Raw genomic sequence first — 26,705 nt, forward strand, 5'->3', positions numbered from 1 at the left:
ATCAAAGAGAGATTGCTCGCCTAATGAAAGATTCCAGAAAGCGGGCCACAATCATCGACGTCGCAACTGCTGCTAACGTCTCCACCAAAACCGTCTCCAGGGTGTTCAACGACGAACCACATGTCCGCAAGATATTGCGTGACAAGGTCCTGAAAGCGGCAGCGGAGCTGGATTATCATCCCAACATCATGGCCCGCGGCTTGGTCGGACGACGGTCTTATCTGCTTGGCCTGATTTACGAAAATCCCAGCCCCAACTATGTTGTGGAGCTGCAGCACGGGGCGCTCGACCGTTTGCACGGAGAGAAATACCGGCTGCTCGTGCTGCCGGTAGAATCCGTGGTGGAGGTCGCAGGAAAGATAATGAGCGTGTTGCGTGCAGCGGCGCTTGATGGCGTCATCCTCTCCCCGCCCGCCTCCGATCATCCTGGAATCTTGAGCGAGCTTCGGCAGAACGACTTTCCGTTTTCGCGTATCGCTCCAACCCAATCTCTCGACATTGGCCCGAGCCGGACAACCGATGACGTTGACGCTTCGCGAAAGATGACCGAATATCTGCTGGGTCTCGGTCACACCCGGATCGGAGTGATCAAGGGCGACCCTACCCACCCATCGAGCGGCGCGAGATTGACCGGTTTTCTGGATGCCCTGAAAGCAGCCGGATTGTCCCATTCGCCAGATTTGGTCGAGCAAGGATTCTACACCTATGAATCCGGCCTTGTAGCTGCTCATAAATTGCTGGATCGAGCCGATCGCCCTACCGCCATTTTCGCGCAAAATGATGACATGGCTGCAGCCGCCATCATGGCCGCTCGTGACCTTGGTCTGAATGTTCCCGCCGATGTTTCCATCTCCGGCTTCGATGACAGTGCGATTGCCCAGATTGTATGGCCGCGGATCACGACGATCCACCAGCCGGTATATGACATGGCTCGCGACGCGACCGATGCTTTGATCGCAAAGCTCGAGAACAAGCCGTTTACCATGCTGGAAACGCAACCATGCGAATTGATTATCCGGCAGTCGACGGCGGCACCCGCAATCCGGTGACAACCCAGACATGATCCGGCGGCGCGAACGCCTGAGCTATGCTTCGGGAGACCTCGGGTTCAACCTGGTCTGGCAATCGATCGAGCTCTACCTGCTGTTTTTCTACATTCAGGTGCTCCATCTGCCACTGGGCGTTGCCGCAGGTATATTTCTGATCGGCGCAGCGGTCGACTGGCTTGTTGATCCGATTATCGGCGCCGTCGCAGACCGCAAAGCAGCCCGATATCCGATGCGCCTGTGGGTTTTGCTGAGCGGCCCGCTCATCGCTGTCGCTTTGTGGCTGGCCTTCCGATCTCCTCCACTGGAAGGGTTGGATCTCGCGATCTACGCAACGGTGACCCATATCGGATTGCGATTTGCCTATGGCTGCGGCAATATTCCTTATGCAGTGCTGACCGCACGGATTACCGGTGATCCGTCCGAGCAATTGAAGCTGACCGGTCTGAGAATGCAGGGTGCCGCACTGGGTGGTCTGACCGCTGCTACGATTTATGCTCTGGTCTCCGGTGGCGACACACCTTTTCTGGTTGGTGCCCTGATTCTGGGAGCCCTCGCCCAACCCTGTTTCCTGATCACGTGGCTGGGGGTGAAGGAGCGTGTTGCCCCGCCACCGGCATCTGCCCTGCGCCCTACCCAGGAAATCTCCCACTATTTCACACTGATCGGAAACAATAGCGGACTGCGTCGTTTGCTGGTGACTATCGTGGTCGCCGGACTGAGCACGACGGTAACCGCAAAATCTATCCTGTTCCTGTTCGACCGTGATCTGCAAAATCCGCAATGGGGCTATTGGGCGGCGCTGTTGCCGTCCGCCGCTTTGCTGATAACGACGCCTCTATGGGTCGCCTTGTCGTCGCGGATCGGTCTGGTGACCACCCTGATTACGGCGGTCTTGCTGCATGCCGCAGCCTTGGTGGCCCTGTGGATTTTTTACGCCCAGGGTCTCGCGGTTGCGACCGTCATACTGGCAATAGCAATCTCTGCTACCTGCGGCATGTCCGTGATGTTCTGGACTATGGTTCCTATCACAATTCGCAATCTTGAAACCGCACCCGATGGAACCGGATGCGCCGCCCGGGTCTACGCAATTTCCAACGTCGCCCGCAAATTGGGGCAGGCAGTGGCGCCACAATTCATCGCCTTGAGCCTTGCCTTGACCGGTGGCGGCGATGCCACGCTAAAGGGTGGAGCCGTGCTGCCTGGCATGATCCTGGCTGCCTTGATTTGCGGCATTACCATGATCCTCTACCGGCCACTCAGAAGAGCGCAAAACGTTTCGCAGCCCGACTTGCATTCCTAAACCGTCAGCGCCCGAACCCAGCAATCGATGGCGCGTTAAAGGTCGGACGAAGATGATTTCCGGGAGTGATCAAGGCTTCCAGAAACTGGTCATGGGTCGGCGCCGCGCTAGCCAGTTGCCCGACCGCTGAACTTAACTGGCCCATGACATCGCGAACATCTTTGAAATCCGGGATGTCTGCCAGCGGATCGTAATTTTTCGGTTTCAGCCCCATACCCCGCGCGACAAAGAACCAGCTCAGGTCATGAAACAGTTCGCGCCGCCGCGATATGATCCGGCCGCTATTCTCGAACAATTCCATTTTTTGAGCGAGGCTGTCCGGCAGTGGTGCCTCGCGGACATGATCCCAGAAAGGTTCGCCTACCCGTTGATTGGGGTAATAATGCAGCATCAGAAAATCGCGAATATGTTCGTATTCGGTCAAAGTTTCGCGATTATAGGCTGCTTGCAACGCAGGATCGAAATCGCGATCCGGAAAATAGTCGAGTAACCGGTTCAGACCCGTCACGATCAAATGGATGCTGGTGGATTCCAGCGGCTCCAGAAATCCCGCCGACAATCCGATCGACACGCAATTACCGTCCCAGAATTTCTTGCGGTGGCCGGCGGTGAAGCCGATCACTCGCGGATCCGTCATAGGCTTTCCCTCAAGCGAACCGATCAATCGTTCCTCGGCATCGTGATCGCTGATGAACGCGCTGGAATAGACATAACCGTTGCCCACGCGATTCTGCAGCGGGATGCGCCATTGCCAGCCCGCTTCGCGAGCGGTTGATACCGTATAAGGGGTTTTCGGCCCCGCCGCCTCGCTTTGGACCGCGACGGCGCGATCGCAAGGCAGCCAGTTGGTCCAGTCTTCATATCCGGCATTCAGACTCTGTTCGATCAGCAATCCGCGGAACCCCGAGCAATCGATGAAGAGATCAGCGGACACGGTTGATCCGTCATCACAAAACAGCTCGTCGATATGACCACGATCATTGACGGTCGCGCGTTCAACTTTGCGGTCGAGGCGGATGACGCCGAGTTTTTCGGATATCCGGCGCAGATAAGCAGCAACCAAGCCGGCATCGAAATGCAAAGCGTAAGAAAGAGCGCCGCCCGGGAACTGGCCATCCACTGGCGGGAAGAGGAATTTATTCTGCTCGGCCAGCGCTATCGATGGACAGAAATCCGCAAGGCTATCATCATGACCCTGGGCTTCGTTTTTCCACCAATAATGGTGAAAGGGCCTGCGGTCGATGGTAAGCCCAAAATTACCAAATGGGTGCCAATAGCTGTGCCCGACCTTCAGCCAGTCGCGAAATTCGATCGCCAGTTTGAAAGTGGCCTGAGTTTCCCTGACAAAATCGACGGGGTCAATTTCAAGCAATTGGAGAAATTCGAAAATTGGCGGGATCGTTGCCTCGCCGACCCCGATGGTCGGAATGGCAGACGATTCGATCAATGTAATTTCTGTGTCGTCGCGGGCGAATATCCGGCCCAGCAGACAGGCTGCCGACCAACCGGCAGTGCCGCCGCCGACAATCGCGATTTTTCTGATCCGATTAGCTTCAGTCATGACAGTTTTCATGCACTCCCAAGGGCCGGACTGTGACTTAGCAGTTGCAGGGCCCTCTAACAAACTTGCAAAAAAAAGCGGGCCCGTATCCGTGATGGATACGGGCCCGCATTAAGGGAGCCTAGAATTTAAATTTGCCACCCACATAGATCCTGCGAGAGCCGGATTCATAACGGAACGGCAATTCCGGGAATTGCAGATAGGCGGACTGGTCGGACTTGGTGAGGTTGATCCCTTCGACAAATACGCCGAAATTCTCGTTCACGTCATAGGATATCTGACCGTCAAGCTGACCATAGGCCCGGCCGTAGATACCCAGAGACCGGGTAACACCACCATCTCCGAAGCCGAAGTTGCCCAAGAGCTGCTTCGAACGCCATGAGTAGGAAGCCCGCGCCGCAAATCCGTCTTTCTCGAAATAGACCTGACCGTTGAACGAATGTTTCGATACGCCCTCCAGCGGCAAGTTTGAATCAAAGTCATTCGATCCGTTGGTCTTGGTGTCCGAGAAGGTATAGTTTCCGGTGAAGCCCAGTCCGAAATCGAAGGCATATTGTCCCGCGAGTTCAAAACCACGAACCCGACCGCCGGTTCCGTTTGCCGGCTGGTTGACTGGTCCCAAACGACCACCGCCCTGATCATTGACAAAGACCGGAATAGTTTCGGTCACAATGAACGAGTCGACTTCTTTCCAGAACGCACCGACAGAAATCAGACCCTGACGTCCCAGATATAGCTCGTAAGCCAGATCAAACTGATAGGCACGAAATGGCTCCAGCCCGGCATTACCGCGAGACCCGTTGGTGAACAGGAAGAGATTTTCTGTTGGTGAACCAACCGTAGAATCTCTGGTAAACTGGGTAGAGAAACCGCGACCCAGATCATCCAGTTTCTGGCGCGCAACAACGCGTGCCGCAGAGAATCTGATCTTCGAGTCATCATTCACATCAACAACCGCGTTGATGCTTGGCAGGAAGTCCGTCGTGCTTTGGGTCGTGGTATCGGTCTGGAAATCACGCAACACACCATTCCAGCTATCGGTACCCCAATAGACCGGATCGGCGTTTGACGGCTGATTCTGGTCAACACGCAATTTGGTGTTCACGATACGAAGCCCGACATTGATATGATAAGGATCGTCAGGGCTACCCATATCAGCCATCACATAGGCAGATTTGGTTTCTTCCTTCACCAGATAGGCTTGCAGTGGATCTTCAAAGAAGCTGAACGGGGTATCGGGATAGAGAGCCTGGAGCCATCCGATAGCATCCGTCATTTGCGCCCGGTCCTGAACCGTCAGCGAACCGCCGGGAATATTCGCACCACCGGCAAAGTTTGCGATCGTTTCCAGACGCTCTGGATTCGAGAGGAAGGATTGGATTGGTGAAATCACGACAGGAGAATTCCCGAAACGACTACATCCAGCGAATGCCGCTGGCTTGTTGACCTCTGGCAAGTCGCAAATCTTGAAACCTATCGCAGGATCCTGGAAATATCCATATGGCGTCCAGTTGTAAGAGAAACCTGCAACGCGTTCCGCCTCGGGGATCGCCGATGCATCGATTTCCCCTCTGCCCGAATAATCTGCCAGATAGCGACCGGAAGCAAATTCGACCTGACGCTGACCATAGCGGAAACCGGCGCTCAACGTGATCCCGTTTTCAGCGCTATCATCGATATCATAAGCAAAATCCGCCTTGATCGAGTGGCCGTCAACTTTCGAACGATCGCCAAAAGCCCAATGCGATTTGAAAAGTCCGTAAGCCGGGTTGGTAAACAGATCTGTTGGTGTTCCCGCACCAAATCCAAAGACCGGGAATTTACCGTTTTGATAGGTGAAGTCCCAAGTCGCCGGAGCAGCCGGATTACCGGCAACACCATCAACCAATGCGCCGCCAGCGCCATTCTGCCTGACGGTGTAAGCGGTTTGGCGAACATCGTTATTGGCAGACTCACGGTTGAGATCGGCGGTTGAGTAATTGGCTGCGATATTTGCGCGGAAGTTGCTTCCATTGTCGAAATCAATTCCGAACTGAAGATTGTCAGATTTGATATTCGAGATATCGACAAAAGAGATCGCTTCAGCGGAATTGCCCTGAATCGTCGCGCTTTGGAGGATGCCATTGCTATCGATGACTGCGCCGGGACGGAGCTGTATCAATTCACCCTGACCGAACGGGAATTTCAGCGATACTTCGCGCGTATCGACCTTCAATTCGGAATGAATATAGTTGGCGCTCAATTCAAGCGAATCGGTAGGCCGGTAATTGATGCCCAAAGATGCGCCCCACCTTTTGCGATATTGATCGCGATCGGTGATGTAGCGATATTCCGGCGCGTAATAGTTGGTTGGTGTGGTTGCCTGATCACGACGACCGTCGGCAAAAGCCCAGTTACCACGATTTTCACCGCCCAGAACATTATGATGATCGTTGGTCTTGTCATAGCTCAGAGAAGCAATGATACCCAATGTGTCATTGAAATTATAAGCGGCGATAAGCGCGCCGGTCGGCTCCCAGCCTCCGATTTCAGAGCCTTTGTTCAAACGCGCGTTGCCAGCGAGTGTCAGGCCATCCTTCATGTCTAGTGCACTGCGGGTTTTCAGATTGACGATGCCGCCAAGCCCGCCTTCCAACAGCGATGCGTTGGGTGATTTGAATACTTCCACGCCGCCGATCAGTTCGGAAGGCACGCCTTCGAGCGAATCCTGACGGACGAAATTGCCTTCACCGACTTTGAAATTCTCGAGGCCGCTGACGAACAGGTCCCCATTTAGCAATGTGACATTCTGCTCGAGGCCGCGAATACGAACCTTGGTGCCTTGACCATTTTCACGATCAATCTGGACACCGGGAAGACGCTGAAGCGATTCAGCGATATTCTGATCGGGGAATTTACCGATATCTTCTGCAGTGATCGATTCAATGATCAGGTTTGATTCACGTTTTGCAGCCAGTGCATTTTCCAGCGAGGCGCGAAACCCGGTGACGACGATAACGTCTTCAGAAGCTACATTGCTACCCGAATCCTGAGATGCTGCGCCTTGCGCATCTACGTCCTGTGCCATCGCAACGCTTGCGCTGCCAATCGCGTATAAGGATGCAGCAGCCATCAAGCTACGCCGCGATATAAACTTTCGACCGATCATTCTGATATCCTCCCAAATGTCGCACCTCGTGGTGCAATCACTTAATTCCAATTCACCCGCGGCCGTAACGACTCGCAGGCATTAAAGGGCAAAATGCACGCCCCAGATGCACCAATGGAATCAAAATAATTGAACGAATTCCACCTCGCATTCTGAATTGCAAGAAAATGATAACGTTGTCAACGACTAATTGACAAGGTTGTCAAAAATGGTTGATAACGTTGTCAATTATATTTATTAGCAGTCTCAATGCTACCGATGAGTGGTACGGATATCGTGAGAGGAAACAAAATTGACCTTAAGAGTGCGTCGCCATCTGGTTAGCTCATTGCTGGCACTGACTGTCACTACGGCCTGTGTTCGCGTTCCTCCGCCTCCCATCAATGTGACAACAGCTGTCGAAAATCCGGCGACCACCATTCATCCCGAGATTTGGCCGCGGGCCGATTGGCCCTATCCTGTGGATGCTGCAGTGGAGGCTCGGATCGATGCCATTATCGCGCGCATGACCCTTGAAGAGAAAATTGGGCAGGTGATCCAGGCCGATATCGCCAGTGTTACGCCAGAAGACGCCAAGCGCTATCATCTAGGATCAATCCTGAATGGCGGCAATTCGGCACCGGACAATGATGAATTTGCGCCGCCGGAAAAGTGGCTTGCTCTCGCGGATGCCTTTTATGATGCATCGGTTGACACCAGCGGCGGCCGGACCGCTGTTCCGATTATCTGGGGCACCGACGCCGTCCACGGCCATAGCAATATTGTCGGGGCGACGATATTTCCGCATAATGTGGGCCTCGGCGCGATGCATGACTCCGACCTGGTACAACGTATCGCCGAAGCAACCGCGCTCGAACTGCGGTCGACCGGAATGGAATGGACCTTTGCTCCGACCATAACTGTGCCGCAAGATGGTCGTTGGGGCCGCGCTTACGAAGGCTATTCGCAGGACCCGGTGCTTGTCGCCAGCTATGTCGAAAAATTTATCGAGGGCCTGCAGGGCAAGCCTGGCGACGAACCGATATTATCGGGGCCCCATGTGCTGGCCAGCACCAAACATTTTCTCGCTGATGGCGGCACCGACCAGGGCCGTGATCAAGGCGACGCCAAAATCAGCGAAACCGAATTGCGGGATATCCACGGCACGCCTTATGTCTCGGCTATCAACGCCGGTGTTCAGACCATCATGGCCAGCTTTTCAAGCTGGAATGGCGCTAAAATAACCGGGCATAAAGGACTGCTGACCGATGTTCTGAAGGAACGTATGCGCTTTGGCGGTTTCATCGTCAGCGACTGGAATGCCCATGGTCAGGTATTGGGCTGCACCAATGCAAGCTGTCCGCAGGCGATAAACGCCGGGCTCGACATGTATATGGCTCCCGACACCTGGAAACCGCTGTATGATAGTCTGCTGGCTCAGGCGAAAAACGGCACAGTGCCGATGGACCGGCTTGAAGACGCGGTGGCCAATATCCTGCGGGTAAAGATCCGCGCCGGACTTTTCGAAGCCGGACGGCCGTCCAGCCGGCCCTATTCCGGTCGGTTCCAGCTGCTCGGTAGCGCCGATCATCGCGCCCTCGCTCGCGAAGCGGTGCGCAAGTCGCTAGTTCTCATGAAGAACAATAATCGGGTTCTGCCGCTGAACCCTAAAAGCCATATCCTGGTTGCCGGGGATGGCGCCGACGATATCGGTCGCGCCTCGGGAGGCTGGACGCTGACCTGGCAGGGAACCGGTATCGGCAACGACAAATTCCCCGGTGCAACATCAATCCTTAAAGGGATTGAAGAGGCTGTTACCGGAGCGAATGGTACCGTCCATCACGCGCCCGATGGCAGCTTCGTCCAACAGCCGGATGCGGCCATCGTGATCTTTGGCGAAACGCCTTATGCCGAATTCCAGGGTGATCTGAAAACTCTGCAGCTCAAATCCGAATTGAAGGGCCCATTGGCAACAATGCGCAAATTGCAGGCCCAGGGCATACCCGTGGTCGCGGTCTTTCTGACCGGACGTCCGCTGTGGACCAATGAAGAACTCAACGCGTCCGACGCTTTTGTCGCGGCCTGGTTGCCCGGCTCTGAAGGCGGCGGCGTGGCCGACGTCCTGTTCCGCGACAAGGACGGGAAAATCGCCCGTGAATTTGAAGGAAAATTGAGCTTCACCTGGCCGATGACCGCAAACGCCAAAGGACCTCGGTTGTTCGAGCTCGGCTATGGCCTGACGTCGGACAGCGCTTCCAATATGGGCATGCTGCCCGAAGACTCCGGAGTCGTCAGTCAAGAATCCAGTGCCGGGACATTTTTTGACAAGGGACTTCCCACCGCATCCTGGTCGCTGCTGGTGTCGGACGGCCAATCCGACCGGACCCGGATCACCACCACCCCGGTGGAAGCGATCGGAGGCCGGGTTCAGGTCAAAGCGGTCGATCATTTGACCCAGGAAGGTGCCCGGCAGTTCACCTCTAGCGGCAGCGGTCCCACGCTGATCGAGCTGGTAACCCATGCGCCGATAGACATCAGCCGCGAGACCAATGGCGACGTCTTGCTGTTGGTGACGATGCGCTATGAGCAACTGTCCAGCGCACCGATCAAATTGTCGATGCGCTGCGGCGAAGGATGCGGCGGCCAAATTGCGCCGGCGGCGCTGAGCAGGCTGGAGGTTGGTAAATGGCAGACGGTTGGCGTGCCGATCAAATGTTTTGCCAACGCCGGGGCGGACGTGAGCAAACTGGATGCTCCGTTTCAAATTTCAACGGCGGGATCGATCGACTTCAGCCTGTCGCGGGTAGCGCTGGGTACCGTGGCCGACACCATATTGGGCTGCGAATAGAATAGTCCCAATCTCAGTCTCGATCTAATGCGGTCCGGCAAGCAGGATCTCAAATGCCCTCAAAGGCGGTGGTTTAAATCATGAATGAAATCGTTGTCGCAGATGTTGGAGGAACCCACGCTCGCTTTGCCATCGCGGAAATCGAGCATGGTAAAATATTGTCGCTTTCCTCCCCGGTGACTTTGGCCACCGCCGATCATCCGAGCTTCCAGATCGCATGGGAAATATTCGGCGAGCAGATCGGCCGCGACCTTCCACGCGCGGCCGCGATCGCCATCGCTGCGCCGATCAGGACCGATCTGATCAAACTCACCAATAATCCGTGGATTGTTCGGCCATCCCAGATACCGGAAAAACTGGGAGTCGACCGGCATATATTGATCAATGATTTCGCCGCTGTCGCCCATGCGGTTGCTTTGGTCGATGAAGACCAGCTGATGCATATTAGCGGGCCGGATCTGCCGCTGCCCCGAAATGGCGTCATCAGCGTGATTGGCCCGGGGACCGGTCTTGGCGTTGCCGCCCTGGTTATCAATGACGGACGGACCCAGGTGCTTCCGTCGGAAGGGGGCCGCTGTGATTTTGCGCCTCTGGATGCAGTAGAGGATCGCATTCTCCAGAACCTCCGTGCCAAACATGGCCGGGTAGCGGTAGAGCGAGTGGTAGCCGGACCTGGCCTTCGCGCGATATTCGAAGTGCTGTGCGAAATGGAAGGTCGAGCGATGCCGCTAGGCAATGACAAAGCGCTTTGGTCAATGGCTCTGGCAGGTGAAAATAGCATTGCAATCGCCGCGCTCGACCGTTTTCTTCAAGCATTGGGAGCCGTTGCCGGTGACATTTCGCTAACCCACGGACCCGGCCCTGTTGTGTTGGCCGGCGGCCTGGGCCTACGTCTGGCCAAGCACATAAACAAATCGGGTTTTGCTGACCGGTTTGTCTCCAAGGGCCGCTATCGCGGATTGATGGAAAGCCTGCCGGTCAAGCTCATAACCCATCCCGAACCCGGTCTGCTGGGAGCCGCGGCTGCCTTTGCAATCGAATATCCAAACTGATCACGCGCAACAAGTATCATCACTGAATCAAAGAGATTGTTGCTCGATAAAATCCCGGGCAATCATTTCTCGCCACACGGCATAGCCACCGTCAAGATCGGATGACGATATCGATAGTCGTGCAGCTTCGACTCGCCCTGCCAGGACTTCCGGTGTGACACCCCACAAAGCGGTTATCCCCTCTCTGGTTTCGGGCAATAGAGACTGATCCTTGATTCTAGCGTTACAGGCCAAGGCCACACCGGTTGCCATGTTGGCAGCATAACCACCGGCCAGCATTTTTGCCTTCAGAAATTCCTTCGCGCCTGCTGGTCCTGCATAGCATAATGCCAGTCCAACCCCGGCCCAAAGATCTGGCCGCCGCTCGCTAGCCATGGCCGCGATTGTGTCCGCAGCCTTGTCGACAGAAGCTCCACTGATAAACCAGATGCCTCGTCCTGCGCCCTGATCATATGCACGGGCGGCATAGCCCTGCAACTTGTGCCTCGGGCCAGCCAAGGTTTTTTCCGGTTCAAAATACATATTGTGGTAGCCGCGGCCGTCATAAGCCAGCCAGCGATAGAACGGGTCGAGCTCGGACAATATTCCTTTCTCTCGCCAGGCCAGTTTCGAGATCGTCAGGCCGACACCGGCATGAACCAATATCGGATATTGCGTTCCGAACCGGGCAATATAGCGCGGCAACATCGGCTTGCGAAACGGAACGCTATCGACAAGCGCGCTGCCCATCGCCCCGCCTTCGATAAAAAACCCTCGCAACAAATCAGATTCTTGCGCCAGGGCCTGGTCAAATTCGCCGAACGACCGGGCCGCCAGCGTCAGATTATAACCACGCAGAAATGCCTTGCCGATTGCTTCCAGCCTTTCCTCATGACTTTTTTCAGCGAGGGCAAATCCGCGAACACGAAATTCCACGCGACTCGGATTGAGCGCCAGAAACTTCCGGACCACAGCAGGCAGCGGCTTTAGCTGATCGGCAATATTTTCAACTATTTTGATCCGGTCCACCCTGTCCATTATATTTCGGTTCGTTACATCTTCAACCATGCAGCGATTACCATATACTAATCAAATACTTCTCGCAAAACGTCTCGATAGACCAAAATAGCGCGAGTTACCGGTAATCAAAGCGAATACTTGTCTTAAGCGGCCAACTGGCTCGGTTACAGTTGAATTTGTTAACCCGATTGCTGTGATATGAGCAAAATTTTGGGACCAGCCAAAGGGACATGCAATGAAATCTATATTGGTCATCGGCGCCCGCGGTATACCGGATGTTATCGGTGGCGTAGAGAAAAATGCAGAACGCCTTTTCCCCCTGATCGTAAACCGAGGCTGGGAAGTGTGCATCGCCGGCTGGAAACCTTTTGTTGAAGCCAAACAATATAAGGGCGTCGCCTTATGGCCTGCCCCGATACCGGGTTTTCTCGGAAAAAGTGAAATGCTCTACGCGATCTCGACCTTGTTCAAGGCGCTTCGCATGCGACCGGATCTTGTCCATTTCGCGGGGCTGGAACCGGCCTTCATGCTTTGGGCCTACAAGCTGATGGGTTGCAAGATCGTCGTCCGCCTGGGCGCCGATTGTCACCATCGTCCGTGGAGCAGATCGGCCAAATGGGTCATGCGATGCGCCACATATCAATTGCGTTGGGCGGACAATATCATCGCCGTCACGCCCGCCCTGGCGAGAAGTCTCTACGCTGCGGGGATCAAGCAAAATATCCATGTCATCGGAAACGCCGTCGATCCGACAGAAAATTCGGCAAATGCTTCAAGCCCGCCGGTCAGCGGGGACTATATTCTGTTCGTTGGCCAGATATCTCGACAAAAGAACATTCACAGCCTGGTCGCGGCCTTTCGCGTCTTCGTCAAAAACCATCCTCAAATGAAGCTGGTGATTGTCGGTGATTGGGAGAAGGATTCGGGTCGCGAAAAGATCGAGGCCTTGGGCGACGACCGGATAGTGATATTGGGCAGTATATCACGGCCGGAATTGTCCCCGCTCTATCGCGGGGCACGGTTTTTCGTTAACCCGTCTATTCGCGAAGGCCATTCCAACACCTTGCTCGAAGCGATAAGCTTTGACTGTCCGGTATTGTTGAGCGACCTGCCGGAAAACCGGGATCTAAGACTCAACGCCAAACATTATTTCAGACCGGACGACATACGGAGCATGGTCAGCGCGCTCAATCGGGCCAACGCCAATCCGGATCTATTTCGCGTAAATGCCGGTCGATTCCCGCAATGGGCAGAAATTGCCGACCTGACGATCCGGGTCTATGATCAGATATTCGCCAATGAGGCTGCAGAACTGGGTTCTAAACCCAAGACTTCGCGGATCTAGGTCTGTCACCCGTCCATCGTCAGAAATTCCAACGCCTCGTGCTGGATCGGAGCGTTCGAACCCTGCTCTATAAATTGCTCAAATAGTCCATGACCTGCGCGTCAGGAACCACTTCACCATATTTTGCCTGCATATCAAACAGACTTGCTTCATGCGGCCCTTGATGTCGATCGCCCACGGATTGTCGGGCGACAATCGGAATGAAGCCATGAGAACAACAGTCGACACAGGTGGCCCGAACGCAACCGCTGGTCGTCAAGCCGGCGATGATCAAACTATCATTGCCGTTGGCGGTCAGCGTTGATGCCAAAGTCGTGCCGAAAAAGGCGCTGGCATATTGTTTGGAAATGACCAGCTCATTGTCTGCCGGTGCCAATCCCTCGGGCCAGGCACCCATCGGATGGCCAGCAACGAAATTTGCAAGCGGCGCTACTTTTTGTGCAAATCTGCCGCCGTCAATCAAAGAAGGTGCATAAGCCACATTGGTGTAGATGATCAGTATCCCGGCACGGCGGGCAGCATCACGTAGCGCGATGGCATTGGCGAGAGTGTCGTCAACACCGGCATAGAGATCACAGTCTTGGGCAAAATAGGCTTGGACGAAATCAACCAGAATTAGCGCTGGTTTGCTGCCAAATCCGAGCCCGCCGTCGAAGACGCCAGCATAATTATCCTTTAGATCATCCGTCATAGCGGCAACGATATACGCCGCCGCAGGACGGCGCAATCATCAGAATTTATACCCGACTTCAACACCGAAGCGCCGCCGGCCACCAGGCGATATGAACGATCCACCAAATTCGACCGCGGTGATCACTTCGTTGAGATAGTTCTCGTCGAGCAGATTGTCGGCAAACGCGGTAATATTCCAGTTGTCACCTTCCAGTCCAAAACGAAGATCAAGAACGCCAAAAGCCTTGCGCTCGGTAACCGACAAATCGGCATCACCGACAAATGCGGGTAACACCAGTTTGTTCGGGGAAGCTGCGTCCGCGGGCAATGGCAAAAGACCGCTAAACAGGGTCGGGCCAGTGTCTTCCTGCACCGTATGGAACCATGTCGGGCCGGTGATGCGGTAGTCTGCGCGCATCACCAGATCGAAACTTTTGGCAATCGGGGCGACCATCTGCGTTCCGAGATTGATCGTATAGTCTGCGGTCTGGGGCGACTTGTTGCCGACGGTATAAGGACGAGAGGAATTGGCCTTGATTTCGCTTTCGGTAACATTGACCGATCCGAAAATATCCCAGCCTTTTACGATTTCCGCGTTGGCGTTGAATTCCACTCCGTAAATGTCGACTTTGTCGATGTTCGAGACCACCCGGAGCAGACCGAAAGAACCGACGAAAAATTCGAAAAACTGCATATCATCGACTTTGGTATAATAGCCGGCAAGATCGAATGTGATCGCGTCATTTGCCGCAGAGCCCTTGAAACCAGCCTCGAATGCGCTCGATGTTTCCTTGCGGAAATTGTCATTGATCAGAACATTGGTGCCGATGAACTGATTGAAGTTCTGGTCAACGATGGCGGCCGATCCCTGATTATTGAATCCGCCCGATTTGAAACCAATGCCCCAGTTGGCGTAGAAATTCAGATTATCGGTCAGACCGTAGCGCAGCGAAAGTTTCGGCTGGAGTTCCTTGAACGTCTGCTGCTGGTCCGGAATCGCACCAAAAGCTTGTCCAGGGTTGATCGGAGCACCGGTGATGGGATCAGCCACGACCGGCACCCGGCTGGACACTTTGCGTTCCTCGATATCATAGCGCAGCGCCAGCCCGACATCAAAATTGTCGGCAATTTCATAATCCACCGAGCCGAAAACTGCATAAACGTTGGTGTTGAAATTATCGGCAAAGAGCTGCGAAGTCGGATTGCTGCTATTGGCGTCGTTATATAATTGCCGGGTGATGCCTTGGCCCAGATCGGCGCCGAGACTGACTCCGACATCACGGTCGATATTGAGGAAATATGTTCCTATCTGCCAGGCCAGCGGTCCGTCGCCATTGGACGAAAGCCGGATTTCCGCACTGATATCGGTCTGTTCGCGAATTTGATATTGGGTGCCGTCGCAGGTGGTCGGACTATAGGCCCCGAACGTTGAACCATTGACCGGATCGAAAATGAACGGGATCGGGTTGTTGCCGACAAAGGTCGGCTGATTCAACGGAAAGCCGGTTAGTTGCGCAGTGGTCGCGAAACAGCTGTTGGAAGCCGCTACCGATGCAGGCGTTGCGCCGGGAAAAGTATAGCGCGCAAAATCTGCAGAAGTGCCGTCTGCCGTCAGTGACTGGTCGACATCGCTATAGAGTGCCCAGGCCGAGAGGGTCATTGATTCAAATTCATGGGTCAGCTTGACCGAGGTCTCGAACGTTGTTTGGTCGTTGGTAGGGCGAATGTTTGAATAATAGCCGAACGGATGGGTGTTCACATCTTCATAAAAGGCCGGGTTGACCGCCGCAAAATTGGGAAGGTGGAAAGACGTGTTAAAATTGATCGACGCGCCCGAAAGGTCGGCATAGCGCGCCTTGACGTCAACTTCGGTCGAATCACCCAATTCGGCCACGAAGCGGCCGTCGACCGACCAGGTCTCCTGATCGTCCACGACCTTGCTGTTCCCGAGGAAACTGTTGCGGTAAAAACCGTCGGTGGTGTTGAAGGAGCCGGACAGCACCAGACCGGCGCTATCGCCCACCGGGGTGGAGATATAGGCCGAGGCCTTATAGGTATTATCTTCCGCCGCGCTGACCTTGATGCCGCCTTCCAATATGTCGCTTGGTTTGAGCGTCTGGATAACAATCGCACCGGCAGCAGCGTTACGACCATAGAGGGCGCCTTGCGGGCCTTTCAATATTTCGATCTGGCGCAACGTGCCCTGATCCTGATTGAGCTGGGCGGTGTTGGTCTTGAGAATACCGTCAACGACCAGCGCGACCGAGCTTTCGGCGTCGCGCGCGCCATTGATACCGCGGATGTTGATCTGGGTGTCGCCCGCTTCTGCGGTACCGCTAACAATCGTTACACCGGCGGTTAGCTGGACAAATTCATCAGCTTGCTGAACGCCTGTACGATCCAGCATTTCAGAGGTGAAGACCGTAACCGATGCCGGAACTTCGGCGAGCAATTCGTCTTGACGTCGTGCCGTCACGATTATCACATTGCTGTCCTGAGTTTCGCTGGCCTGTTCCCCGCCCGTCTGCGCGAAAGCCGGATTAGAGCCAGCCAGCGCGGCGAAGCCCACTGAAAGTGAAAGAGCTGTTCTGATGCAACGCATGGTATTTCTCCCTGAATGGAATCATCTGCGGACTCGTTTTGGCCCGTCAGAAATATTTTAGACGAGCACGTTGGCTCCTCTCATATAGACATAGACTTCTTGAAATTTCCCGTCCCGAACCCGCCAGGGATTTCTATTGTTAAGCAGGGCCATACCCTCATCGTAAGCGGCAGACTCAGTGACAACAGAGGCCACAGTTCGTCCGTTCCCTTCATTATCTGTGAAATCAGCGAGTGCCGCGCTCGACGAGACGCCATCACATTCCGGCTGGAAACCGGTACGAACAGTATCAGTAAGCAATTGCTTGGCACGATCGGACACGCCTGCCTCGTCCATCGGAATCGGAACGATGACTTTTATCCATTTCATAGCAAACCCCGCTCGGCCATGGTTATGAGAAAACTCCCTGACACCGTTGTATTGTATACAATTGTGATCCGTCAAGCGTAAACTGCCAGATTGGTCAGTGCTTGCTCATCACCATTTATTGCGCCAATAGCCCAATGATGAGCCGAGCTTCCGATACCGCCTATAGAAAGATCCGTAGCTTCGTCCTGTCCGGAGAGGCCCATCCGGGTATGCAACTGACCGAGGAACAGCTGGCGGAAATTTCCGGCGTCTCGAGAACCCCGGTGCGCGATGCGGTCCAGCGGCTGGAAAACGAGATGTTGTTGGTCCGCAGTGCGTCCAAGCGACTTTCTGTAGCCGACTGGTCGGATGATGAAATCGACGAAATGTTCACGTTGCGAGGGATGCTGGAATCCCATGCCGCCCAGCGCGCCGCGCAAAAAATGAACGCCGGCAGCCTGAAACAATTACGTGAAATCAACGAAGCACTAACAAAAGCTGTCGATCAGACAACGCCCGATATAGCGACTTTCCTAGACGCCAACCGGCAATTTCACGACTTGATCCTCGAATGTGCACAATCGCCAAGACTGAGCAAATTGCTCCCTGCGCTGGTCGAACAGCCGGTGGTGCGCCGCACCGCCCACCACTATTCACGGGAAGATCTAATGCAATCGCGCGCAGATCATGAGGAACTGATCGCCGCCTTTACCGCAAAGGACCAGAATTGGGCCTCCGCGGTCATGACCAGCCATATCCGTCGGGCATTCCACAGTTTCAGCGTCGCCACAAAAAGCAGCGCCGAAGACTGAGCGTCAGATGATACCGCGATCCTGCAGATCTGCCATTTGCGCGCTGTTCATGCCGAGCATCTCACCATAAATTGCCTCATTATGCGCGCCCAGTTCCGGGCCAACACTATCGATATGGCCGGGTGTCTTGGACAGTTTCGGGGCGACATTCTGCATGACAAAATTATCATGATGCGGATGGTCTATTTCGACCAGAGCCTCGCGCGCCTTGAAATGTGGATCCGCGAGCATTTCCGGCGCGCGATAGATATTTCCTGCCGGCACGCCGTTATTCTCGCATAATGTCAGCACATCCTGACTGCTAAATTTACTGGTCCAGTCAGCAACCATGATATCGAGTTCCGCCTGATGTTCTCCTCTCGCCACATGCGTCGCAAAACGTTCGTCAGTGGCCAGTTCCGGCTTCCCCATCATCGCCGACATGCGTTTCCAGACACTATCCTGATTACCCGCCACCAGTACGCTGCCATCCTGCGTCGGATAGACATTGGAGGGCGCGATCTTTGGCAGGATCGATCCTGTACGCTCGCGGATATGCCCGGCCACCGTATATTCGGCGACGGTCGATTCCATATTGGCCAGCACCGCCTCGTAGATCGCTGAATCAACCACCTGTCCTTCGCCGGTCTTATGGCGATGCTCGAGCGCCATCAACGCGCCGAGGCAGGCATAAGTGGCGGCAAGCGAGTCACCGATCGAGAGCCCTGCGCGACTTGGCGGCCGGTCTGGCTCTCCGGCAATATAGCGCATACCGCCCATCGCCTCGCCAATCGCGCCATAGCCGGCGCGCTTCGAATAAGGCCCGGTCTGACCATAGCCGGATACCCGGATCATGATCAGGCCCTTGTTTATCGCGCTGAGCGTGTCGTAATCGAGACCCCATTTTTCCAGCGTTCCAGCGCGGAAATTCTCGAGCAGGAAATCGGATTTTCCGACCAGCCGCTTGACGATTTCCTGGCCTTCTTTTTCGCGCAGATTGAGCGTGATCGACTTTTTGTTCCGGCCGACCACAGAAAACCAGAGCGGGAGGCCCTGACCCCAGGTCCGCATCGCATCGCCGACTTTCGGTGGCTCGATCTTGATTACTTCGGCGCCATGGTCGCCCATCAGCTGACCGCAGAACGGCCCCGCTATCAGCTGGCCCATTTCGATCAGCCGCAGCCCCGTCAATGCCCCTTGCGTCATTAAAAATACTCCCGCATCATCCTTTCTTCTATACAAAGGAGGATCATAATTGTATACAAATTTTATGGCGCAACAAACCCCAGCCTTTGTCAATATTCTCGAAGTCGGCCCGCGCGACGGCCTGCAGAACGAGTCCGAGGTTATTTCTACAGCAGATAAGCTGGGCCTGATCAATCGCCTGTTGGATGCTGGTGTGCGTCGAATCGAGGTCGCGAGTTTCGTCCATCCGGGGCGCGTTCCGCAAATGGCCGATGCCGAAGACGTAATCGCGGGTCTGCCGGACCGGAGCGATGTTTCCTATATCGGCCTGTGCCTGAACAAGCGCGGCGTCCTCCGAGGCCTCGCAACCCGGGATGGGAACAAGCGCGGGATCGACGAAGCCGGTTGCGTTGTCGTGGCCAGCGACACGTTCGGACAAAAAAATCAGGGTCAGACGATAAAGCAGGGCATCAAGGAGAATCGCGAGATGATCCGCTTTGCCAAGTCCGAGGGACTGAAAGCACAGGTCACCATCTCGGCCGCATTCGGCTGCCCGTTCGAAGGCGCGGTCAAGCCGGAGACGGTCTTGCAGATCGCCGAAGAAATGGCGGCAGAAGATCCGCTGGAAATCGCACTCGCCGATACGATCGGCGTGGGGGTTCCCGCGCAGGTGACCGATTTGTTTGGAAGGCTCAGGGAGTTGCTCCCCGAGCATATCTCTATGCGCGCGCATTTTCATGACACCCGCAACACCGGCATCGCCAACGCATGGGCTGCCGCTCAGGCGGGCGTATCGACGCTGGACTCCAGCCTTGGCGGCCTCGGCGGCTGCCCCTTTGCGCCCAATGCCACCGGCAATATTGCAACGGAAGACCTGATCAATCTGCTCGACCGGTCTGGTGTCGAACATGATCTCGATCTGCGCAAAGCGATCGCCACCAACCAATGGTTCGAAACTATAATCGGCCGTCCGTTGCCATCTCTGGTGGCGAGGGCCGAATCCTGAATGACTGTTAGATAGAAAAGAGATTGCAATATGGGGTATCGATTGGGCGTCGACGTTGGCGGAACATTTACCGATCTTCTGCTGATTGACGAAGCAACCGGACAGACATTCCGGGACAAGGTTCCATCGACCCCCGGCGATCCCTCACAGGCAGTGATCAATGGCGCGAGAGGGTTATGCGAGCGTCAAAATATCGCTCCGGGCGATATCGACCTGTTCCTCCACGGCACGACAGTTGCCACCAATGCGGTGCTGGAAAAGAAGATTGCCAAGGTCGGACTGGTCGTTTCCGAGGGCCATCGCCACCTGATGCAAATTGCCCGCAGCCTTGTGCCTGGCGGGCTCGCCGCCTGGATCATCTGGCCGAAGCCCGAGCCGATGGCAGCGCTGCAACGGACCATTGAAGCACCCGAACGGATGGACGCCAAAGGGCAGACCGTCCGCGCGCTGGACGAAGCAGAGATGCGCGCTCGGCTCGAGCAGCTGAAAGCAGCCGAAGAAATCGAAGCTCTGACCATCTGCCTGATGAACAGCTATGTTGACGGCAGGCATGAAAAGGCCGTCGCTGCCATATGCGCAGAAGTCTTTCCAGATATCCCGATTTCGATTTCCTCGGACATATTGCCCGAAATGCAGGAATATGAGCGTGCGCTAACCACCGTTGCCAACAGCGCGGTCCGCCCGGCAGTAGCGCGCTATGTCGGCAATCTCGAAAAAGAACTGAAATCATGGGGCACCAAGGCGAAGCTCAATCTGCTGCGCTCCGACGGCGGCTTGATGTCGGCAGAAAAAAGCGCAGAGGCTCCTGTCAACCTGCTGATGTCAGGACCGGCTGGCGGCGTGGCTGGTGCGGTCTGGGTCGCGAAAAGCGCGAAGGTCACAAATGTCCTCACCCTCGACATGGGCGGCACGTCCACCGATGTCGCACTGATCGAAAATGGAGCAGCGCGGCTGCAGCGGGAAACATCGGTCGGTGATCTCAATGTCCGCGCTTCGTCGATCGACGTCAAAACCGTCGGTGCAGGCGGCGGGTCGATTGCATTTGTCCCCGAACTGACCAAGGCCCTGCGGGTCGGACCGGAAAGTGCCGGCGCCGAACCCGGGCCGGTTGCTTATGGCAAGGGCGGCGAATTGCCGACGGTGACCGACGCCAATGTTGTACTCGGCTATCTACCGGAATCTCTACTCGGTGGCAGTTTCAAACTCGATCGGGAAGGCGCCCAAAAAGCGGTGCAGACCATTGCCGATGCGCTGAATATCGACCTGATGGCTGCGGCCGCGGGCATCATCGACATCGTGAACGAAAATATGTTCGGCGCGCTCCGGCTGGTCTCGGTTCAACAGGGCTATGACCCACGCGAATTTGCTCTGATGGGCTTCGGCGGCGCCGGGCCGCTGCATGCCAATGCGATGGGCAAGCTGATGAACAGCTGGCCGGTGATCATCCCGCCATCGCCCGGCGTGCTCTGCGCTTATGGCGACGCTACCACCCGCCAGCGGGTCGAGACCCAGCGCAGTTTCAACAAGATGGTGCAAAACACCAGCGACGAGGAACTGACCACCTATCTCGACAATCTCGGCGCCCAGGTGAAACAGGAACTGCAGGCCGAGGATGTCGCGCCGGACGATGTCGAACTGCTCTACGAAATCGATATCCGCTATGCCGGTCAGGCGTTTGAAATTCCGCTGTCGGTTGAACCCGACGGTCTTTCGATCGAAAGCCTGATCGCGCGCTTTGATACCGAGCATGAGCGCCTTTTCACCTTCAATCTCGATGAAACGCCGCACGAGATTGTCAACGTCCGTGCCGTTGCTCTGGGCAAGACCGCCGACGTCGCGCCGCCGATCATCGACAAGGGAGGACCCGATCCATCGGGTGCTAAAACCCGCGATCACCAGCTCTATATGGACGGGAAAATGCAGGAAGCGATCATTTATGACCGCGCCCTGTTGAAGGCTGGCAACCGCATCCCTGGCCCTGCCGTCGTCACCGAAATGGATAGCACCACGCTCGTGCACAGCGGCTGCGAGGCGCTGGTCGACGATCACGGAAATCTCATCATCAATCTGGCTGAAGGAGCTTAAGATGCCCGCACAGATTATCGAAACCAACAACGCCCCTTTCAACAAGGTCGAGGTTGATCCAGTCACACTCGACATCATGGAAAATGCGCTGCGCAACGCCCGCATCGAGATGGACGCAACCCTCGTGCGCACTGCGATGTCGCCCGGTATAAGAGAACAAGGCGACGCCTTTCCCCTGATCGCCGACCGCAATGGCAAAATGGTTGTCGGCCAATTTGGCAGTTTCATCGACGGCTTCCTGCGCGCCTATCCCGGCACAATCGAGGAAGGCGACATGATTTTCCTCAGCGACCCCTATTCGTGCGAAGGCGCGGTCAGCCACAATAATGACTGGTTGATCCTGTTGCCGGTCTATCGCGGCGGCAGGCTGGTCGCGTGGACCGCGATGTTCGGTCACCAGTCCGACATTGGCGGCAAGGTCGCCGGCTCGATCCCGATCGACAGCAAGAGCGTCTTTGAAGAAGGCGTCCGGATTCCGCCGGTTAAAATCTACCAGAAGGGCGTGTATAACGAAGAGATGGTCAAGGTCATCCTTCACCAGAGCCGCAAACCGGACTGGTGCGCAGCCGATCTCAACGCCCTGATCGCTTCCTGCCGGGTGGCAGCCCGCCGGGTTGACGAAATGTGCGGACGATTTGGCGAGGATGATTTTGCCAGCGCGACCGATCTGCTGCTGGCGCGCAACCATCGCGCGATGAAACATCTGATCGAGACCAGCATCGGCGAGGAACCGGTCAGTTTCTCCGACTATATCTGCGATGATGGCGTCGGGTTCGGACCATATAAGATCAGCTGCAAGATGTGGCGCGAAGGTGGCAAGGTCATTCTCGACTTTGAAGGCACCGATCCGCAAGCGCCTAGCTCGATCAACTTCTATCTCAACGAGAATATGTTCAAGATGTTTTTCGGCATCTACATGATCATGATTTTTGATCCCCAGATATTGTTCAACGACGGTTTCTACGATCTCGTCGATGTCCGGATTCCGGAAGGTTCGCTGCTCAAGCCGAAATATCCCGCGGCACTTGCCGGACGCACCCATGCGCTCGGCCGGATTTTTGACATTTTGGGTGGCCTGCTCGGCCAGCGTCAGCCTGAATTCCTCAATGGTGCAGGCTTCTCCTCCAGCCCGCACCTGATGTATTCCGGCTTCGACAAATCGGGCGAATGGTTCCAGCTGTTCCAGATCGGCTTTGGCGGCATTCCCGGCCGACCGTTTGGCGATGGTCCGGATGGCCACTCTCTCTGGCCCGGGTTCACCAATGTTCCGAACGAGTTTCTCGAGAAATATTTCCCGCTGCGGATCGAACGCTACGAAGCCAAGCCCGACAGCGGCGGCGCAGGTCTGTTCCGTGGCGGCAATGGTATTCACATGACATATTGCTTCCTCGAGCCCGGAACTGTGGCGATTCACGACGACCGCTGGTTCACCTATCCGTGGGGCGTGAATGGCGGCCAGCCGGGTGACCGCGCGACCAAGATCCTGGAACGCGCTGACGGATCGACTGAGGTTGTAGGCAACAAGCAGGATGGCATCGAAGTTCGCGAAGGTGATCTGCTCCACTTCATTACCTGGGGTGGCGGCGGTTGGGGCAACCCGCTCGAGCGCGATCCCGAACTGGTCGCTCTGGAAATTCGTCAGGGGCTGGTCACCGTGAACGGCGCCCGCGACTATGGTGTGGTCATCGCGACAGACGGAAGCGTCGATGGTCCGGCAACAGAAAGCCTGCGCGCGGAAATGGCCCAGAACGTCATTGAGACCGACGGACCGTTCAACTTTGGTCCCGATATCGAAACGCTGCGGGCCAATTGTCTGGTAGAAACCGGATTGCCGGCCCCGGTTCAGCCCGGCAGCGTTGCCGCCTGAACTATGATGCCGACCTGCATGGCCGGGGCCTTCGGCCCGGTCTGCGGGTCAGAGCGATTGTCCGTCATCAACGACGATATCCGACCCCGTCACCATCCGCGATGCGTCGGATGACAGATAGAGCATCATCGGGTCGAGCGATTCAATGTCCTGCAAGCGGCGACGGTGGAAACCGGCAATCTGCGCTTCGCCGCCAGCGGTCTGGTACCAGTCGCCCTGAATCTCGGTTGCAATATAGCCGGGATGGATGGTGTTGACATTGACCCCCTGCCGCACCCACTCGCGGGCAAAATTGCGGCCGAGATGGGTGATCCCGGCCTTGCTTGCGGCATAAGCGCTATCGCCATCGCCCGTCATCCGCGAGGTGATTGATCCGACGATTACGATCCGGCCGTTGCCCTTTTCGCGGCTACCCGATGCGATCAGACGCTTCGCGCCTTCCCTTGCCACCAGATAGACTCCCTTGAAATTGGTATCGAGCAACATCTGCAACCGGTCCTCCGGAACGTCGGTCGCGCGACCGGATGCCGCCATCCCGGCATTGGCGACAATGGTATCGACCGTTCCGAATACCGCTTCCGCCGCATCATAAGCGGCAATGATCGACGCTTCATCGGTGACATCGAGCGGGACCGCGAGCGCCCTGCCACCGGCATCAGCGATTTCCTTTGCCAAAGCATCTGTTCGGTCGGTTCGTCGCGCGCCAAGCACGACATTGGCTCCCGCCGCCGCGAAAAGGATCGCGAACCGCGCGCCAAACCCGGACGAGGCGCCGGCGATCAGCGCGGTGCGCCCTTCGAGGGAAAAGGGAATATCCATGATGTCATTGCTCCGGCTTGATGATGCAACAGACTCTAGACGATCGGCAAATGCTCGGCCAATAGTCTATTGCAAAGGAGACAGATAAATGATCGACCCATCGCTCGACTATAACGGCCAGACCGTCTGCATCATCGGCGGATCCAGCGGCATTGGCAATGCCACCGCTCACGCATTTCGCAGCCGTGGCGCGGAGGTGCATGTGACCGGAACACGGGCCAACACATCTGATTATGACGCCGATGAAGGATCTGATCTGGCGGGCCTGACCTATCATCAGCTTGATGCCGCCGATGACGCTGCGATCATCGCGTTGCGGCAGAAGTTCGACAAGCTGGACATACTCGTCTGCTCGCAGGGTATGGTGATGTACAAGCGCGCGGAATTCGAACCGGAAAATTTCGCCAAGGTCGTCCAGGTCAATCTCAACAGCCTGATGACCTGCGCGGGCGAGTTTCACGATCTGCTGAAAGTGGCACGGGGGTCGCTGATCATCATCAGTTCGACCGCCGCCTTCCATGCTACCGTCGGCAACCCCGGCTATAATGCTTCGAAGGCTGGCGCCGCTGGCTTGACGCGCACTCTAGGCAAGGCTTGGGCTCCGGACGGCATCCGCGTCAACGGTATAGCGCCGGGCCTGATCGCAACCAAGATGACCAAGGTCACCACCGACAACCCCAAACGCCGGGAAGCGACCATCCGGTCGATTCCGGTGGGCCGGATTGGCGATCCCGACGACATGGCGGGGCTGGCCCTGTACCTCGCGTCCCCGCTGGCGGGCTATATCGTAGGCCAGACGATTATCGCCGACGGCGGTTTGCTGCTATAATTTGCGAGAAAGCTACGGACAAAAAAAGGGGGCAGAACCGGCTTGGTTCGCCCCCTTTTTATTTGGGTTGGGCTCGACTATCAGGCTGCGGCCAAGGCGATATGCCGCCGCATATGATGATCGACGCTGCCGAATTCGCCTTCGATGATCGACAAGCGCTTGAAATAGCTGCCCACCGCTAGCTCGTCAGTCATGCCCATGCCGCCATGGGTCTGGATGGCCGACTGGCCGATAAAGCGTCCGGCCTGGCCGATACGGACCTTGGCTGCAGAGACGTTTTTCTTACGCGTCGCGTCATCTTCATCAAGCTTGATCGTTGCAAGATAACACATCGATACCGACTGCTCATATTCCATCAGCATGTCCGCCATCCGGTGCTGAAGCACCTGGAAGGAACCGATCGGTGTACCGAACTGCTTGCGCTGGCGCGAATAATCGAGCGTTGTTGCGTTGGTCACCTTCATCGCGCCGACCGCTTCGGCGCAAACCGCAGCAGTTGCTTCGTCAACGACCTTCTCGATCAGTGGCAGTCCATTGCCGGCGTCGCCAATCAGCGAATCGCCAGAGACTTTCACATTTTCGAAATAGACCTCGGAAGCGCGGCGGCCGTCGACCGTCGCATAGTCGCGCGTGCTCACTCCTTGGGCGGCTTTATCGACGACAAATACGGAGATGCCGTCCTTGTCGGTCTGTCCGCCTGATGTGCGCGCAGTAACGACAAAATGGGTCGCCCAAGGCGCGCCAATGACAACAGCCTTGTGGCCGTTCAGGACATAATCGCCACCATCGGCCTTAGCCGTGGTTTCCAAATTAGCGAGATCATAGCGGCCGCGCGGTTCGGCATAGGCAAAAGCAAAGACCATCTCGCCGGAAATGATTCCGCCGATATATTCTTCGCGCTGTGCTGTACTACCGCCATGCTTCAGAAAACCACCGGCGCAGACCACGCTTGGAATGAACGGCTCGACCGCAAGACCTTTGCCGAATTCTTCCATGATGATCATCGCTTCGGTCGCTCCACCAAAGCCGCCGTCTTCTTCCGAGAACGGCGCAGCAAGCATACCGAGTTCGGCCAGTTGCGCCCAAAATTCCGGACGCCAGCCAGCGTCGCTTTCAATCACGCCGCGGCGCGTATCCCAGTCATATTGCTCACGGATTAGGCGCGAAATTCCGTCGCGCACCATATTTTGTTCGTCGGTAAAATCGAAATCCATTATATT

At 56.0% G+C, this 26,705-nt stretch carries 19 protein-coding genes; 10 read left to right on the forward strand and 9 right to left on the reverse strand.

The genetic code is table 11. The features are described from left to right. Positions 1-23 precede the first annotated feature (23 nt). Both V7680_RS05210 and V7680_RS05215 read left to right on the forward strand, forming a co-directional pair. The gene (locus V7680_RS05210; RefSeq protein ID WP_335652228.1) at positions 24-1,049 is read left to right on the forward strand and encodes a LacI family DNA-binding transcriptional regulator; all 1,026 of its coding nucleotides are present in this window, start codon (positions 24-26) and stop codon (positions 1,047-1,049) included. 10 nt (positions 1,050-1,059) lie between these two features. Further along, entirely contained in the window at positions 1,060-2,349 is a 1,290-nt protein-coding gene (locus V7680_RS05215; RefSeq protein ID WP_335652229.1) for an MFS transporter, read from the forward strand. Positions 2,350-2,353: 4 nt separating this feature from the next. Here the strand turns inward: V7680_RS05215 and V7680_RS05220 are convergent, their stop codons facing one another. Together V7680_RS05220 and V7680_RS05225 are read right to left on the reverse strand one after the other, a co-directional pair. Further along, the gene (locus V7680_RS05220; protein ID WP_335652230.1) at positions 2,354-3,910 is read right to left on the reverse strand and encodes a tryptophan halogenase family protein; all 1,557 of its coding nucleotides are present in this window, start codon (positions 3,908-3,910) and stop codon (positions 2,354-2,356) included. Positions 3,911-4,031: 121 nt separating this feature from the next. Further along, a complete protein-coding gene (locus tag V7680_RS05225) occupies positions 4,032-7,022 on the reverse strand; it encodes a TonB-dependent receptor (RefSeq protein WP_335652231.1) in 2,991 nt (996 codons plus the stop codon). Between the two features lie 328 nt (positions 7,023-7,350). Between V7680_RS05225 and V7680_RS05230 the strand changes: the two genes are divergently transcribed. Both V7680_RS05230 and glk read left to right on the forward strand, forming a co-directional pair. Next, a complete protein-coding gene (locus tag V7680_RS05230) occupies positions 7,351-9,885 on the forward strand; it encodes a glycoside hydrolase family 3 protein (protein ID WP_335652232.1) in 2,535 nt (844 codons plus the stop codon). A gap of 80 nt (positions 9,886-9,965) precedes the next feature. Continuing rightward, complete coding sequence (gene glk / locus V7680_RS05235) at positions 9,966-10,937, forward strand: glucokinase (RefSeq protein ID WP_335652233.1); 972 nt, start codon at positions 9,966-9,968, stop codon at positions 10,935-10,937. Positions 10,938-10,964: 27 nt separating this feature from the next. Here the strand turns inward: glk and V7680_RS05240 are convergent, their stop codons facing one another. Beyond that, positions 10,965-11,954: a DUF1702 family protein gene (locus V7680_RS05240; RefSeq protein WP_335652234.1), complete on the reverse strand. Its 990-nt coding sequence runs from the start codon at positions 11,952-11,954 to the stop codon at positions 10,965-10,967. Between the two features lie 217 nt (positions 11,955-12,171). Between V7680_RS05240 and V7680_RS05245 the strand changes: the two genes are divergently transcribed. Continuing rightward, a complete protein-coding gene (locus tag V7680_RS05245; RefSeq protein WP_335652235.1) occupies positions 12,172-13,281 on the forward strand; it encodes a glycosyltransferase family 4 protein in 1,110 nt (369 codons plus the stop codon). Positions 13,282-13,348: 67 nt separating this feature from the next. Here V7680_RS05245 and V7680_RS05250 read toward each other — a convergent pair whose 3' ends face one another. Genes V7680_RS05250 through V7680_RS05260 form a run of 3 tightly spaced genes read right to left on the reverse strand, consistent with a single transcriptional unit; the run spans position 13,349 to position 16,924 of the window. Next, on the reverse strand, positions 13,349-13,972 hold the full coding sequence (locus tag V7680_RS05250; RefSeq protein ID WP_335652236.1) for an isochorismatase family protein: 624 nt from the start codon (positions 13,970-13,972) through the stop codon (positions 13,349-13,351). 39 nt (positions 13,973-14,011) lie between these two features. Beyond that, complete coding sequence (locus V7680_RS05255) at positions 14,012-16,555, reverse strand: TonB-dependent receptor (RefSeq protein WP_335652237.1); 2,544 nt, start codon at positions 16,553-16,555, stop codon at positions 14,012-14,014. Between the two features lie 57 nt (positions 16,556-16,612). Then, positions 16,613-16,924 (reverse strand): hypothetical protein, encoded by a 312-nt coding sequence (locus V7680_RS05260; RefSeq protein ID WP_335652238.1) that lies wholly within the window; start codon positions 16,922-16,924, stop codon positions 16,613-16,615. Positions 16,925-17,058: 134 nt separating this feature from the next. On the opposite strand from V7680_RS05260, the gene V7680_RS05265 reads away from it, so the two are divergent. Further along, complete coding sequence (locus tag V7680_RS05265; protein ID WP_335652239.1) at positions 17,059-17,715, forward strand: GntR family transcriptional regulator; 657 nt, start codon at positions 17,059-17,061, stop codon at positions 17,713-17,715. 3 nt (positions 17,716-17,718) lie between these two features. Here the strand turns inward: V7680_RS05265 and V7680_RS05270 are convergent, their stop codons facing one another. After that, positions 17,719-18,900, reverse strand: coding sequence for a CaiB/BaiF CoA transferase family protein (locus V7680_RS05270; RefSeq protein WP_335652240.1), 1,182 nt, complete (start codon positions 18,898-18,900; stop codon positions 17,719-17,721). A gap of 64 nt (positions 18,901-18,964) precedes the next feature. Here V7680_RS05270 and V7680_RS05275 point away from each other — a divergent pair, with 64 nt between their 5' ends. The 3 genes from V7680_RS05275 to V7680_RS05285 are packed head-to-tail and all read left to right on the forward strand — an operon-like array spanning position 18,965 to position 23,837. Then, positions 18,965-19,885, forward strand: coding sequence for a hydroxymethylglutaryl-CoA lyase (locus V7680_RS05275; protein ID WP_335652241.1), 921 nt, complete (start codon positions 18,965-18,967; stop codon positions 19,883-19,885). A 30-nt stretch (positions 19,886-19,915) separates the two neighbouring features. Further along, positions 19,916-21,970, forward strand: coding sequence for a hydantoinase/oxoprolinase family protein (locus V7680_RS05280; protein WP_335652242.1), 2,055 nt, complete (start codon positions 19,916-19,918; stop codon positions 21,968-21,970). Position 21,971: 1 nt separating this feature from the next. Then, positions 21,972-23,837 (forward strand): hydantoinase B/oxoprolinase family protein, encoded by a 1,866-nt coding sequence (locus V7680_RS05285; RefSeq protein WP_335652243.1) that lies wholly within the window; start codon positions 21,972-21,974, stop codon positions 23,835-23,837. 48 nt (positions 23,838-23,885) lie between these two features. Here V7680_RS05285 and V7680_RS05290 read toward each other — a convergent pair whose 3' ends face one another. Further along, positions 23,886-24,656, reverse strand: coding sequence for an SDR family NAD(P)-dependent oxidoreductase (locus V7680_RS05290; protein WP_335652244.1), 771 nt, complete (start codon positions 24,654-24,656; stop codon positions 23,886-23,888). 88 nt (positions 24,657-24,744) lie between these two features. Between V7680_RS05290 and V7680_RS05295 the strand changes: the two genes are divergently transcribed. Continuing rightward, positions 24,745-25,485 (forward strand): SDR family NAD(P)-dependent oxidoreductase, encoded by a 741-nt coding sequence (locus V7680_RS05295; protein WP_335652245.1) that lies wholly within the window; start codon positions 24,745-24,747, stop codon positions 25,483-25,485. Positions 25,486-25,565: 80 nt separating this feature from the next. On the opposite strand, the gene V7680_RS05300 is transcribed toward V7680_RS05295, so the two are convergent. Continuing rightward, positions 25,566-26,699: an acyl-CoA dehydrogenase family protein gene (locus V7680_RS05300; protein ID WP_335652246.1), complete on the reverse strand. Its 1,134-nt coding sequence runs from the start codon at positions 26,697-26,699 to the stop codon at positions 25,566-25,568. Between the last annotated feature and the right edge of the window lie 6 nt (positions 26,700-26,705).

It is taken from the genome of Parasphingorhabdus sp. (assembly GCF_036963705.1).
Taxonomy (GTDB): domain Bacteria; phylum Pseudomonadota; class Alphaproteobacteria; order Sphingomonadales; family Sphingomonadaceae; genus Parasphingorhabdus.

Bases quoted from the DNA above. Each gene is read 5' to 3' on its own strand.
- V7680_RS05280 (WP_335652242.1), top strand. From the start codon at position 19,916: ATGGGGTATCGATTGGGCGTCGACGTTGGCGGAACATTTACCGATCTT.
- V7680_RS05295 (WP_335652245.1), top strand. From the start codon at position 24,745: ATGATCGACCCATCGCTCGACTATAACGGCCAGACCGTCTGCATCATC.
- V7680_RS05290 (WP_335652244.1), bottom strand. From the start codon at position 24,656: ATGGATATTCCCTTTTCCCTCGAAGGGCGCACCGCGCTGATCGCCGGC.
- V7680_RS05215 (WP_335652229.1), top strand. From the start codon at position 1,060: ATGATCCGGCGGCGCGAACGCCTGAGCTATGCTTCGGGAGACCTCGGG.
- V7680_RS05270 (WP_335652240.1), bottom strand. From the start codon at position 18,900: ATGACGCAAGGGGCATTGACGGGGCTGCGGCTGATCGAAATGGGCCAG.
- V7680_RS05250 (WP_335652236.1), bottom strand. From the start codon at position 13,972: ATGACGGATGATCTAAAGGATAATTATGCTGGCGTCTTCGACGGCGGG.
- V7680_RS05265 (WP_335652239.1), top strand. From the start codon at position 17,059: ATGATGAGCCGAGCTTCCGATACCGCCTATAGAAAGATCCGTAGCTTC.
- V7680_RS05220 (WP_335652230.1), bottom strand. From the start codon at position 3,910: ATGACTGAAGCTAATCGGATCAGAAAAATCGCGATTGTCGGCGGCGGC.
- V7680_RS05260 (WP_335652238.1), bottom strand. From the start codon at position 16,924: ATGAAATGGATAAAAGTCATCGTTCCGATTCCGATGGACGAGGCAGGC.
- V7680_RS05255 (WP_335652237.1), bottom strand. From the start codon at position 16,555: ATGCGTTGCATCAGAACAGCTCTTTCACTTTCAGTGGGCTTCGCCGCG.
- V7680_RS05285 (WP_335652243.1), top strand. From the start codon at position 21,972: ATGCCCGCACAGATTATCGAAACCAACAACGCCCCTTTCAACAAGGTC.
- V7680_RS05210 (WP_335652228.1), top strand. From the start codon at position 24: ATGAAAGATTCCAGAAAGCGGGCCACAATCATCGACGTCGCAACTGCT.
- V7680_RS05245 (WP_335652235.1), top strand. From the start codon at position 12,172: ATGAAATCTATATTGGTCATCGGCGCCCGCGGTATACCGGATGTTATC.
- V7680_RS05300 (WP_335652246.1), bottom strand. From the start codon at position 26,699: ATGGATTTCGATTTTACCGACGAACAAAATATGGTGCGCGACGGAATT.
- V7680_RS05225 (WP_335652231.1), bottom strand. From the start codon at position 7,022: ATGGCTGCTGCATCCTTATACGCGATTGGCAGCGCAAGCGTTGCGATG.
- V7680_RS05275 (WP_335652241.1), top strand. From the start codon at position 18,965: ATGGCGCAACAAACCCCAGCCTTTGTCAATATTCTCGAAGTCGGCCCG.
- V7680_RS05240 (WP_335652234.1), bottom strand. From the start codon at position 11,954: ATGGACAGGGTGGACCGGATCAAAATAGTTGAAAATATTGCCGATCAG.
- glk (WP_335652233.1), top strand. From the start codon at position 9,966: ATGAATGAAATCGTTGTCGCAGATGTTGGAGGAACCCACGCTCGCTTT.